Source organism: Actinoplanes sp. NPDC049681 (genome assembly GCF_044465265.1).
In the GTDB taxonomy this organism is placed as follows: domain Bacteria; phylum Actinomycetota; class Actinomycetes; order Mycobacteriales; family Micromonosporaceae; genus Actinoplanes.
In genome coordinates this window covers 927,680-939,443 of the sequence record NZ_JBITLP010000003.1, presented here as the reverse complement: position 1 = coordinate 939,443, position 11,764 = coordinate 927,680, and the positions used below count along the sequence as shown (strand labels likewise).

13 protein-coding genes, 2 tRNA genes and 1 pseudogene are annotated in these 11,764 nt (G+C 69.0%); 7 read left to right on the top strand and 9 right to left on the bottom strand.

Annotation, left to right across the window (positions count from 1 at the left end; genetic code table 11):
- Both ACIBO8_RS14400 and ACIBO8_RS14395 read left to right on the top strand, forming a co-directional pair.
- The coding region (locus ACIBO8_RS14400; RefSeq protein WP_396115597.1) for a hypothetical protein at positions 1–246 on the top strand (246 nt) is incomplete at its 5' end.
- A 317-nt stretch (positions 247–563) separates the two neighbouring features.
- The gene (locus tag ACIBO8_RS14395; RefSeq protein ID WP_396115596.1) at positions 564–779 is read left to right on the top strand and encodes a hypothetical protein; all 216 of its coding nucleotides are present in this window, start codon (positions 564–566) and stop codon (positions 777–779) included.
- 3 nt (positions 780–782) lie between these two features.
- Here the strand turns inward: ACIBO8_RS14395 and ACIBO8_RS14390 are convergent.
- The 7 genes and pseudogenes from ACIBO8_RS14390 to ACIBO8_RS14360 form a co-directional block, all read right to left on the bottom strand.
- Positions 783–1,574: pseudogene (locus tag ACIBO8_RS14390) on the bottom strand (carbon-nitrogen hydrolase family protein); the annotation flags it as partial.
- A 50-nt stretch (positions 1,575–1,624) separates the two neighbouring features.
- Entirely contained in the window at positions 1,625–2,158 is a 534-nt protein-coding gene (locus tag ACIBO8_RS14385; RefSeq protein ID WP_396115595.1) for a GNAT family N-acetyltransferase, read from the bottom strand.
- A gap of 110 nt (positions 2,159–2,268) precedes the next feature.
- On the bottom strand, positions 2,269–3,561 hold the full coding sequence (gene clpX / locus ACIBO8_RS14380; RefSeq protein WP_396115594.1) for an ATP-dependent Clp protease ATP-binding subunit ClpX: 1,293 nt from the start codon (positions 3,559–3,561) through the stop codon (positions 2,269–2,271).
- Between the two features lie 290 nt (positions 3,562–3,851).
- Positions 3,852–4,514, bottom strand: a complete 663-nt coding sequence (locus tag ACIBO8_RS14375; RefSeq protein ID WP_396115593.1) for an ATP-dependent Clp protease proteolytic subunit — start codon at positions 4,512–4,514, stop codon at positions 3,852–3,854.
- 11 nt (positions 4,515–4,525) lie between these two features.
- Positions 4,526–5,155 (bottom strand): ATP-dependent Clp protease proteolytic subunit, encoded by a 630-nt coding sequence (locus ACIBO8_RS14370; protein ID WP_396115592.1) that lies wholly within the window; start codon positions 5,153–5,155, stop codon positions 4,526–4,528.
- 187 nt (positions 5,156–5,342) lie between these two features.
- Positions 5,343–6,692, bottom strand: a complete 1,350-nt coding sequence (gene tig, locus ACIBO8_RS14365) for a trigger factor (protein WP_396115591.1) — start codon at positions 6,690–6,692, stop codon at positions 5,343–5,345.
- Positions 6,693–6,732: 40 nt separating this feature from the next.
- Positions 6,733–6,806, bottom strand: a tRNA-Pro gene (locus ACIBO8_RS14360).
- A 142-nt stretch (positions 6,807–6,948) separates the two neighbouring features.
- On the opposite strand from ACIBO8_RS14360, the gene ACIBO8_RS14355 reads away from it, so the two are divergent.
- Positions 6,949–7,022: transfer RNA gene (locus tag ACIBO8_RS14355), tRNA-Gly, on the top strand.
- A 275-nt stretch (positions 7,023–7,297) separates the two neighbouring features.
- Here ACIBO8_RS14355 and ACIBO8_RS14350 read toward each other — a convergent pair.
- Entirely contained in the window at positions 7,298–8,194 is an 897-nt protein-coding gene (locus ACIBO8_RS14350) for a glucose 1-dehydrogenase (RefSeq protein ID WP_396115590.1), read from the bottom strand.
- A gap of 38 nt (positions 8,195–8,232) precedes the next feature.
- Positions 8,233–9,213 (bottom strand): CAP domain-containing protein, encoded by a 981-nt coding sequence (locus ACIBO8_RS14345; RefSeq protein ID WP_396115589.1) that lies wholly within the window; start codon positions 9,211–9,213, stop codon positions 8,233–8,235.
- A gap of 147 nt (positions 9,214–9,360) precedes the next feature.
- On the opposite strand from ACIBO8_RS14345, the gene ACIBO8_RS14340 reads away from it, so the two are divergent.
- From ACIBO8_RS14340 to ACIBO8_RS14325, 4 genes are all read left to right on the top strand, one after another.
- Positions 9,361–9,780 (top strand): lipopolysaccharide assembly protein LapA domain-containing protein, encoded by a 420-nt coding sequence (locus ACIBO8_RS14340; protein ID WP_396115588.1) that lies wholly within the window; start codon positions 9,361–9,363, stop codon positions 9,778–9,780.
- A gap of 80 nt (positions 9,781–9,860) precedes the next feature.
- On the top strand, positions 9,861–10,181 hold the full coding sequence (locus ACIBO8_RS14335; protein WP_396115587.1) for an ArsR/SmtB family transcription factor: 321 nt from the start codon (positions 9,861–9,863) through the stop codon (positions 10,179–10,181).
- Positions 10,178–10,699 carry an SRPBCC domain-containing protein gene (locus ACIBO8_RS14330; RefSeq protein WP_396115586.1) on the top strand — a complete coding sequence of 174 codons (522 nt, stop codon included), beginning with the start codon at positions 10,178–10,180 and terminating at the stop codon, positions 10,697–10,699. Before ACIBO8_RS14335 ends, ACIBO8_RS14330 begins: the two co-directional genes overlap by 4 nt.
- A gap of 135 nt (positions 10,700–10,834) precedes the next feature.
- On the top strand, positions 10,835–11,764 hold a 930-nt coding region (locus tag ACIBO8_RS14325; RefSeq protein WP_396115585.1), incomplete at its 3' end, for a hypothetical protein.

Sequence of the window (11,764 nt, the reverse complement as noted above, 5' to 3'; positions counted from 1 at the left end):
ATCCCACCAGACATAAAGCCTGGCCAGGGTAAATCAAATTGGCACTGGCTTATCAAGCACCCTGTTGAGTTCTCAAAGAACAACCACACACCGTTCGGCACCACCTCATCCGAAGTGGCCCTCTCCGGGGCAACCGCTCTAACTTACCTGGTCGACCTCGCCAGCGCAAGACCCAAGTCCTGGAAAATCCCGGAGGATCTTCTTGGCATCGCCCAAGTGTTTTCCCGCGCTAACGCTCACCCCTGAGGGTGTGCGTGTTGTCGGTTGGCCTGACAGCCGTCCGGAGATCACTAGGTGATCGATCCGCCCGGTTCCTGCTGGCCGGTTTACTCTACCCGGTCGTTCTCGCCGGCGCAAATCCGCCCGCCTCGCCCGGTGCTGTCAGTCAGCATAGTGCCTTCCTTCAGCCGCCCGCCGGGAGACCGCCGGGACGGTCACTTTCGTGCCGCTCCGTCCGGGTTCCCCTCGGGCAGAGAGAAAGTTACGCGACGCCCCACCGGAAAAGCAAATCGACCCCCGTCCCAGGAACCCCATCCGTCCCACCCCGTGCCAGAGTGGCAGGCATGGCTCCTGAACCGGCGCTGGCCGCCGACGCGCTGTTCGATTTGCTGATGCCCCTGTCTCAGCTGGTCATCGGCATCCTGGTGCTCGCGGCGGTGGTCGTGTCGGTGCACCGTCTGATCGTGCGTGGACCCTCACGAATGGGTGGCGCGATGCTGATCGCGGGCGGAGCTGTGGTCTGCGTCGCTGTCGTGGGCTACCTGGTGCAGACCTTCTGAGGACAGCCGCCGGTTGCGAAGGCTGGGCAGATCGGTTCTGATCTCCTCCAGCCGGGCCAGATCGAGATCCGCCGTCACGATGCCCACGGCATCCGGCGCCTGGGCGACCACCGTTCCCCAAGGATCGACGATCATGCTGCGCCCGAAACACGTCCGCTGCGGTTCGTGGTCGCCGATCTGCCCGGCCGCCACCACGTAGCACTGGTTCTCGATCGCCCGCGCGCGCAGGAGCACCTCCCAGTGGTCCCGGCCGGTGTGCATCATGAACGCCGCCGGCACCACCAGCACCTTCGCCCCGTCCACGGCCAGCCGCCGGTACAGCTCCGGGAATCGCAGGTCGTAGCAGATGGACAGGCCCGTCGGCACGCCGTCGATCTCGGTGACCACCGGGCGGTCACCCGGTGCCACGGTGCGGGACTCGTGATAGGACACCCGGCCCGGGAGCTCCACGTCGTACAGATGAATCTTGCGGTAGGTGGCCGTGAGCTCACCCGCCGGGTTGAAGATCAAAGACGTGTTGAAGGTGCGGTCCGGGTCCGGCCCGGCCTCGTGGAACGAGCCCGCGTGGACCCAGATGCCGAGGTCGCGGGCGGCCTCGGCGAAGAACGCCGCGAACTCGCCGTCGACCGGCTCCGGCTTGGGCTGCCCGGCGCCGGGTCCGAGGTAGTCGACGTATTCCGGCAGGACCGCGAGGGTCGCTCCGGCCGCGGCAGCGCGGCCCAGGAGGTCGCGGGCCACGGCGAGATTGCGGGTACGGTCATCGCGAGCGTTCAACTGGCATACGGCGACGCGCATGCCAGCCAGCGTACGGGGCGGACCCGGCGCGGGAAACGCCCACGAAGCGGCTACGGGTACGCAGGGGGCGTGAGGAGCACCTCGGCCCCCACCGGCAGGTAGCCGGCGGCCAGGAACGCGCGCAGGCTGGCCGCATTGCCGGGTGCGACCTGTGCCCACACCGGCCGGCCGTCGGGCACGAGATGGCGCGCCGCCAGGGCCAGCGACCGGCCCAGTCCGCGATTGCGCGCCGAGCCGTCGACCTCGATCGCGGCTTCCCAGCGGCCCCCCAGCCCCCTGCCCACGACGAGCACCGACGGGCCGCAGGTCCAGGCGCGCACCTCGGTGCGGAAGCGGCGGGCCCGCACGATCCTCGGATGAGTGCCGTTGTCGATCGGGGTGAGCTCCACGGGCGGATCGCCGGCGAGCGGAGGCGCCACAACGACCGCGTCGATGGACCCGGCGACCAGCCGCAGCCGCTCCTCGAGGGCGCAGAGGAACGGCGGGGACAACGGCGCGCCGAGGTCACCGTCCCGCGTCCAGGAGTCGAGCCAGGGGCGGTCGACGTCCGCCGCGACCACGACGTACCCCGGAAACGACGTCACCGCCGCCCTGCGGGGCGACGGTGACGGCATCAGAGCGAGCCAGGGCTCCGTGGGAAGGCGTTCGCCACGCTCGACGCGGGCCAGAACCTCCGGGAGACCGTACGGCGATGTCAGGCGGACTTCTCCTCGCGCTCCCGGCGCGCGCGGCGGCCGACGAACTCGCGCGGGACGATGGTGGGTATCACGTTCTCGACCACGACCTCGCGAGTGATCACCACCCGGGCGGCGTCGGGGTTGCTCGGCACCTCGAACATGACGTTCTGGAGGACTTCCTCCATGATCGCGCGGAGTCCGCGGGCGCCGGTGCCGCGAAGCATCGCCTGGTCCGCGATGGCCTCGAGGGCGCCGGTGTCGAACTCGAGCTCGACGCCGTCCAGTTCGAAGAGCCGCTGGTACTGCTTGACGTACGCGTTGCGGGGCTCAGTGAGGATCTTGATGAGCGCCTCGCGGTCGAGGTTGCGCACCGTGGTGATCACCGGGAGGCGGCCGATGAACTCCGGGATGAGCCCGAACTTCAGCATGTCCTCCGGCATGACCTTGCTGAAGATGTCATCGGTGTTCCGCTCCGAGACCGAGCGCAGGTGCGCGCCGAACCCGACGCCGCCCTGGCCGACACGGGACTCGATGATCCGGTCCAGGCCCGCGAACGCCCCGCCCACGATGAAGAGCACGTTGGTGGTGTCGATCTGGATGAACTCCTGGTGCGGGTGCTTACGGCCACCCTGCGGCGGGACGTTGGCCACCGTACCCTCGAGGATCTTCAGCAGTGCCTGCTGCACGCCCTCGCCGGAGACGTCCCGGGTGATCGACGGGTTCTCGCTCTTGCGGGCGATCTTGTCGACCTCGTCGATGTAGATGATGCCCTGCTCGGCGCGCTTGACGTCGTAGTCGGCGGCCTGGATCAGCTTCAGCAGGATGTTCTCGACGTCCTCACCGACGTAGCCGGCCTCGGTCAGTGCCGTGGCGTCCGCGATGGCGAAGGGAACGTTGAGCATCCGGGCGAGCGTCTGCGCCAGGTGCGTCTTGCCGCAGCCCGTGGGGCCGATGAGCATGATGTTGGACTTGGCCACCTCGACGTCGCTACCCGCGCCGGGCGCGCCGGCCGACTCGGCCTGAATCCGCTTGTAGTGGTTGTAGACGGCCACGGAGAGGGCCTTCTTGGCCTGTTCCTGCCCCACCACGTAGTTGTCGAGGAACTGGCAGATCTCCATCGGCTTGGGAAGTTCTTCCCACTTCACCTCGCCGGTTTCGGCCAGCTCTTCCTCGATGATCTCATTGCAGAGGTCGATGCACTCGTCGCAGATGTAGACCCCGGGGCCCGCGATGAGCTTCTTGACCTGCTTCTGGGACTTCCCACAGAACGAGCACTTCAGTAGGTCGCCACCGTCGCCGATCCGTGCCACCTACGTTCTCCCTGCGCTCATCGGCCGGCTCGCACCGGCCCTTGGCCCGAGGACGAATTTCCTCGTCGGTATCTCATCGTCTGCCGACCCGCGTTACTGAGGTTGCCGACTCGACGTTACCCGCTCAGGGGCAGTTCTCCGACCCCCCAAAACGGGCGTGTCAGGGGCCAGTCAGTCTAGCGCGACCCGACCGGCCCCTGACACCGCGTACTCATCCCGCCGATTCGGCGTTTTCCCGGCCACGTCGGACCTGCTCAGGAGCCGGTCCGCCACGGCGGCGGGCGGGAGGATCAGCTGCCGACGCCGGCGGCCTGGAGGCTCTTCTTGCGGGATGCGAGAACGGTGTCCACGATCCCGTACTCCTTGGCCTCGTCGGCCGTCATGATCTTGTCGCGGTCGATGTCCTTGCTGACCGTCTCGACCGGCCGGTTGGAGTGCTTCGCGATCAGCGTCTCCAGCTGGGTGCGCATGCGCAGGATCTCGCGGGCCTGGATCTCGATGTCCGAGCCCTGGCCGTACCCGCCCTCGGTGGCCGGCTGGTGGATGATGATCCGCGAGTGCGGGAGCGCCATCCGCTTGCCGGGGGTGCCACCGGCGAGCAGCACTGCGGCCGCGCTGGCCGCCTGGCCGAGGCAGACCGTGCTGATGTCCGGGCGCACGTACTGCATGGTGTCGTAGATCGCCGTCATGGCGGTGAACGAGCCACCGGGCGAGTTGATGTACATGAGGATGTCGCGGTCCGGGTCGGCGCTCTCCAGCGTCAGCAGCTGGGCCATCACGTCGTTCGCCGACGCGTCGTCCACCTGGACGCCGAGGAAGATGATCCGGTCCTCGAACATCTTGTTGTACGGGTTCGACTCCTTCAGCCCGTACGACGTGCGCTCGGTGAACGAGGGCAGGACGTAGCGGTTGTGCACCGGAGCGAAGCCGGGAGGCATGGTCAGGTCCGTCATTGCTCAGCTCCTCAGTTCAGCGTTCCGGCGCCCTCGGGAACCTGAGTGGCCCCGGTGATCACCTTGTCGATGAAGCCGTAATCCTTGGCCTCCTGCGCCGTGAACCAGCGGTCCCGGTCGGAGTCGGCCTCGATCGTCGCCTGGTCCTGGCCGGTGTGGAAGGCCACCCGCTCCTGGAACATGCGCTTGGTATACAGCATTTGCTCGGCCTGGATGGCGATGTCGGCGGCGGTGCCACCCATTCCGCCCGACGGCTGGTGCATCATGATCCGCGCGTGCGGCAGCGCGTAGCGCTTGCCCTTGGCGCCGGCGCAGAGCAACAACTGTCCCATCGACGCGGCCATGCCCATGGCCACGGTGGCGACGTCGTTGTCGATGAACTGCATCGTGTCGTAGATCGCCATGCCGGAGTAAACGGAGCCACCGGGCGAGTTGATCCAGAGGTTGATGTCGCGCTCCGGGTCTTCCGCGGAGAGCAGCAGCAGCTGCGCGCAGATGCGGTTGGCAACCTGGTCGGTCACCTCGCTGCCGAGGAAGACGATCCGCTCACGCAGCAGGCGGTTGTAGACCGAGTCGTCGAGGTTGCCACTGATGGAGTCACCACGCAGCGTGGGACTCTCAGGGATGTGCAGATCGGTCATGGCAGCCCTTCACAGCTGACTGTGTCGGCCGAGGGTCCGGCCGGCAGGTTGTCCGTCGTACGACCAACCTAACCGGTCGAATGCGCATCAGCTTCCCGCTCGGGCAGGTGTTCGCTGACAGCGCATCGGGGGTGGCGGGAACACGGAAAGGGCCGCCACGGACACGCGGCGGCCCCCTCGTGGAACGTCAGTGGTCGTGCCCGGCGTGGTCGTCCTCGCTCGCCGCCCGGAGGTCGTCCAGGGTCAGCACGTTGCCCTCGGTGTCCTTCATCTCGACCTGCTCCATGACGTTCGCCAGGGCCTTGCCGCGGCGCACGTCGCCGAAGACGGCCGCGGCCGCCCCGGACTGCACGAGCTGGTCGTAGTACTGCTGGGGCTGCATCTGGGCACGCTGGGCCCGGTGCACGATCTCGTGGCCGAACTCGTCGTCCGAGACCTGGATCTCCTCGGCGTCCGCGATGGTGTCGAGCAGCAGCTGGATCTTGACGCCCTCGGTGGCCGCCTCGGTCAGCTCGGTGTCGATCTGCTCCTCGGTCTTCTCCTCGGAGGCCAGGTAGTCCTCCAGGGTGGCGCCGATACGCTCCAGCTGGTCGGTCATGGCCTGCTTGCGGCCCTCGACCTCGTCCTTGACGATGCCCTCCGGCGCCGGGATGTCGGCGGCGGCGACGAGCTGCTTGAGCGCCTCGTCCCGGGCGGCGTAGATCTGCTCGACCTTCTTGACCTTGGTGAGCCGCTCCCGGAGGTCGTTGCGGAGCTCCTCGAGCGTGTCGAACTCGCTCGCCATCTGGGCGAACTCGTCGTTGATCTCCGGCAGCTGCTTGTCCTTGACCGTGCGCACGGTCACGGCCACCTCGGCGTCCCGGCCGGCGAACTCGCCACCGACGAGCTGCGTGGTGAAGGTGGTCTCGGCGCCCGCGGCCAGGCCGACGAGCACGTCGTCGAGGCCCGGGAGCAGCTGCTTGCTGCCCACCTCGTGGGAGATGTTGGAGGCCGAGCCGCCCTGCACCTCCTCGCCGTCGACGGTCGCCTTGAGGTCCAGCTGCACGTAGTCGCCCTCGGCGGCCGGGCGCTCCACGGTCTTCAGGGTGGCGAAGCGCTCCCGCAGGCCGTTGATCTGCTCGTCGATCTCGGTGTCGCCGATCTCCAGCGCCGGGACCTCGACCTTGATCGTGCTGAGGTCCGGGATGGTGATCTCGGGGCGCACGTCGACCTCGGCCGTGAACTTCAGCGGCTCGTTGTCGGCGAACTCGGTGATCTCCACCTCGGGCCGGCCCAGGGTCTTCACGTCGTGCTCGCGCACCGCGGCCAGGATCTGCTGCGGGATGGCCTCCTGCACGGCCTCGTTGAGCACGGCCCCGCGGCCCACGCGCTGGTCGATCACGGCCGCCGGGATCTTGCCGCGCCGGAAGCCGGGGATCTGAACCTGAGAGCCGATCTCGCGGTACGCCTTCTGCAGGCTCGGCTTGAGCTCATCGAACGGCACCTCGATGGCGAGCCGCACCCGAGTCGGACTCAGAGTCTCGACGGTGCTCTTCACAGGCGTACTCCTTGATGGATCTCTTCGTTGTTGGTGAAAGTCGGGGTGGCGGGATTTGAACCCACGGCCCCTCGCTCCCAAAGCGAGTGCGCTACCAAACTGCGCCACACCCCGAGGCCGCAGGCAAGTGTATGCGGTCGGTCCTGTGGCGTGTGCCTCGGCGTCGCCCGCGTGCGCCACGCGGGGGAACCGGTTCGCGTCCGGCGAGGGGATTCCAGTACGCTAGCGGCGGCATCGCACAGCAGTGCGGTCCCACGCGGGCGTAGCTCAATGGTAGAGCCTCAGTCTTCCAAACTGATTACGCGAGTTCGATTCTCGTCGCCCGCTCCACGCACATCGGCCCAGGCCAGGGGGCAACTCCCCGAGCCCGGGCCCCTGCCACGCAAACGCGGCGGATGCCGGCCGAAGGCCGCCAGCAGGCCGAACGAGCCGGCCAATCCGACATTCATTCGGCGACCTCAGCGAAGGCTGGGACTATCCGGCGATGCAGATCTGGTCCCAGCGCAGGGCCCAACCTGACCATCACCATCCCCGACGCGAATCCAGACGGGCCGAAGGCCCAGGCCGGGAAGCATCCGGACCTGGGCCTTCGCGGTACGTGGGCGTCAGCTAACCGGCTTTCCGCCGGTGACGCCGAGCACCTCCCCGGTGGTGTAGCTGGACTCCTGGGACGCGAAATACACGTACGCCGGCGCCAGCTCGGCAGGCTGACCCGCACGGCCCAGCGGGGTGTCGCCGCCGAAGGACTTGACCTTCTCCGAGGGCATGGTGGCCGGGATGAGCGGGGTCCAGATCGGGCCGGGCGCTACCGCGTTGACCCGGATGCCCTGCTCGGCCAGGTCTTCCGCGAGCGCCTTGGTGAAGGCGACGATGCCGCCCTTGGTGGTGGCGTAGTCGAGCAGCGCGCTGGACGACTGGTACGCCTGGATCGACGCCGTGTTGATGATCGCTGCGCCCGGCGGCATGTGGGGCACGGCCGCGCGGCAGAGCCAGAACATCGCGTAGAGGTTGGTCTTCATGACGCGGTCGAACTGTTCGGTGGTGATGTCGGAGATGCCGCCCGGCTGGGCCATCTGGAAGGCGGCGTTGTTGACGAGGATGTCGACGCCTCCGAGGTCGCTGAGAGCGCGGTCGACGATGGCCTGGCAGTGGGACTCGTCGCGGATGTCGCCCGGTACGGCCACCGCCTTGCGCCCGGCCTTCTCGATGAGCTGGACGGTGTCCTGGGCGTCGGTCTCCTCCTCGGGTAGGTAGGAGATCAGCACGTCGGCGCCCTCGCGGGCGAAGGCGATGGCGACCGCCCGGCCGATTCCCGAGTCCCCGCCGGTGATGACCGCACGGCGCCCGGTGAGGCGGCCGCTCCCCCGGTACGTGTCCTCGCCGTGGTCCGGCCGGTCGGGCATGCGACGGGTGTCGCCGGGGTGGGACTGGTCGCCGCCCTTGAGCTCGGGTGCGGGGTACTGGCTGCGCGGGTCCTGGCGCGCGTACTGATCCTGGGTCATGCCCCCCGCATGCCCGCGCTCGGCGCGGTTAACCGGCCTTACAGCGGGGTGGCGAAGTCCTGGGTCCAGACCAGCGATCCCTGGGCGTCCGCGGCCACCCCGACGCCGATGTTCTTGAAGGCGCAGTTCAGGATGTTGGCCCTGTGCCCGCTGCTGTTCATCCAGCTCGTCATGACCTCGGCGGGCGTGCGCTGGCCCTTCGCGATGTTCTCCCCCGCACTGGACCATCGGTAGCCGGCGTCGGTGATGCGGGTGGCGAACTCCACGCCCTCCGGGGTGGTGTGGCTGAAGTAGTTGCGGGCCGCCATGTCGGCGGAATGCCCGCGCGCCGCCTGGGTGAGGCGGTCGTCCGCCGTGACGGCCGGGCATCCCGCCTTCGCCCGCTCGCTGTTGACGATGGTCACCACCTCCACCTCGAGCGCCGCGTTGCCGCTGGGCGCAGGGGTCGACGCCGGCGGCTCTGATCCGGACGGCGAAGGGCTCGGCGGGACGGTCGCGGTCGCGCCCGGGTCACCGGAGGCTGTCGCTGACGGTACGGGGGTGGGCGGCGTTCCGTCCGTGGTGATGACGAGCTTGTCCACGTCCGGCGCCGGCCCGGCCGGGTTGCCGAAGGCGATGGTGTTCTCGCCGGTTCGAAGGGTGGCCGTGACCCGCAGCGTGCCCGGGCGGCTGCTGCCGCGCGTACCCGGGAAGAGGACCGCGGTGGGCACGCCGCCGTTGACGCTGATCTGGGCCGTGCGTCCGCGTTCGCCGGTGTAGGTGACCGTGAGCCTGGTGGGGCCGGTCCGCTCGGCGACGACGCCGGTGATCGTCAGGACGCCCTCGCGGCCGATGCCGGTGACACGGCTGCCGCCGGAGCAGCGGCGGCAGTCCACGGTATGCGCGCCGCCGGCGAGGGTGTTGACCGAGGCCTCGGCCTCGTACGTGGTGGTACCGGCACTGGCACTGGCCGCTACGGCGATGCCGGCGGCCACGGTGACGACGGCCATGCCGCCGACGATGAGGACGGGTCTGCGCATGGTGATCCGAATCGTTGTGCGGAGGGTGGGAAGTCCGGCGGAGACCGTAACGTCGCTATTCGATGGACGTCTATTAGATCGTTCTTAATTCTGCGGAGCCGCGTGTACGGCCCTGACGCAAGGTCAATATCAGCGACACTGGGAGTTATGGCGTACCCGTCCGAGAACAGGCCGTCCCCCGGGCCGGATGCTCTGCCGCCCTTCCCGGACGGCTCCGCACCACCGACCGAACCGGCACTGCCGCTGCCGGACGAGCTCGCCCGGACCCTGGCCGGACTCGGGCCGGCGGGTGAGGCACCGGCGGCCCGCGGTGGGGCGGCCTCCGGGGCGCGGGCCCGGGCGCTGCGACTCGCGCTCTGGTCGGCCGCCGCGATGCTTCTCTTGTTCGTCGTCTTCATCGCCCAGAACACCGACGGCGTACGGGTCGGCTTCTTGTGGATGGAAGGCCGCGTCCCCCTGGCCCTGGCCCTGGTAGTGGCCGGCACCGCCGGCGCGGCGATCGCGACCGCGGTCTTCACGGCCCGGATCGTCCACCTCCGGGGAACCGCCCGCCGTCGGCGACGCTGACCTCACGGAACCCGCCCGGCGTACCCGGGCGGGTTTTTCCGGCCTTGACATGTGACCATTTGGTCACCTAACTTTGCGTCATGGCGGATGACGATCGGGTGTTCAAGGCTCTCGCCGACCCGACCCGTCGTTTTCTGCTCGACCTGCTCTTCGCCCGGGACGGGCGGACGCTCACCGAGCTGGAGTCGGAGGTGGAGATGACCCGCTTCGGGGTGGCCAAGCACCTGAAGCTGCTGGAGGAGGCGGGTCTCGTCGTCGTGCGCCGGTCCGGGCGGGAGAAGCTGCACTACCTCAACCCCGTGCCGATCCGGCTGATCCACGACCGGTGGATCGACAAGTACACGGAGCGTCATGTCGGGGCGCTCGCCGATCTCAAGAAAGCGCTGGAGGACGAGACATGACCGAGCCGCTGACGACCCAGGTCTTCCGGGTCTGGATCAAGACGACCCCGGAGAAGATCTGGGCTGCCCTCACCGACCCCGCGTGGACCGTGAAGTACGGCTACGCCGCGCCCGCCTACTTCGACCTCCGGCCGGGCGGCTCGTACCGCTCGGAGGCGACGCAGGAGATGCACGACTTCGCCGAACAGAACGGTTTGCAGTTCCCGGACACCATCGTCGACGGCGAGGTCCTCGAGGCGGACCCGCCGCGGCTGCTGAAGCAGACCTGGCGGATGCTCATGGATCCGACGACGGCCGCGGAGCCGTTCACGACGGTGACGTACCTGATCGAGGAGCTCAAGTCCCAGCCGGGCGTGTGCCGGCTGACCGTGACGCACGAACTGACCGGCGCCCCCGCGACGTCGACGATGGTGGCCGGCTCGCCGCTGGACGAGGCGGGCGGCGGCGGCTGGGCCTGGATCCTCAGCGACCTGAAGTCGCTGCTGGAGACCGGCAGCGCGATGAGCGGGCGCGGCTGACGCCCCGGGGGCGGGCCCGTGCCCGCCCCCGTACCGCCGGCGATCTGGACCGACCGCTGAACCGCCGTTGAGCCGCCCTTGAACTGCGGCGGGCAACCTGAACAGGTCAGCGAGAACGGGGAAGGATCAATTCTGATGAAGGCTTTGAACCGCAAGGGACAGCGACGTTTCGCGTCCCTGCTGGGAACCGCGGTCGCCGCCGGTGTGGCCGCCACGGTGGGCCTGGGCAGCCCCGCGATGGCCAGCCCGGCCGAAACCGTCGGTTCCGGTGCGGACCTGTCGGGCTGGGTCACGACCATCGGCGGGGGCACCTTCGCCGCCGCCGGCCAGGCGGCTGTGACCAGCGCCGACGTCGCCGCGGACAACCGCCGCGACTACACGAGCCTGCGGGCGAACGTCGGGCACCGCGGTGTGATGGCGGACGCGCTGGCGTACAAGCGCATGTCCGGCGCGACGATGATGAACGTCATCCACCGGGCGGGCTACTCGTTCCAGCTGCCGTCGGTGCCGTCGATGGCCGGTGGCGCCCGCAACGCCCAGACCGTCGAGGGCGGCCTGTTCGTCTGGGACGGCGCGAAGAGCAAGGCCGACCACGGCACCGCGTTCCAGTGGGTGCTCAACCCCTGGGTCTCGAACTTCGGGCAGCTCCGGGTCTGGTCCGACGCCAACGGCGGCTCGTGGGTGCCGGCCGGCTACCTCAAGCCGGACACCGCGTGGCACACCGTCACGTTCCAGGTCGACCCGGTGGCGCAGAAGGTGCAGGTCACGGTTGACGGCGTAGCGCTGTCGGCGCCGTACACCCGGCTGCCGAAGGCCGGCTGGGGTACGGACGTCTCCGCCCGCCTCCAGGTCGAGGCGATCTCGCTCTGGCCCGGTTCCGCGGCCACCTCGGCGCCGGAGCACGAGGTGCTGGTCAAGGACTGGAACTGGACGCAGGAGGTCGTGCCGACCGAGGCCGAGAAGGCTGCTGCTGAGAAGGCCGCCGCGGACAAGGCCGCCGCCGAGAAGGCCGCTGCGGAGCAGGCTGCCGCTGAGAAGGCCGCCGCGGACAAGGCCGCCGCCGAG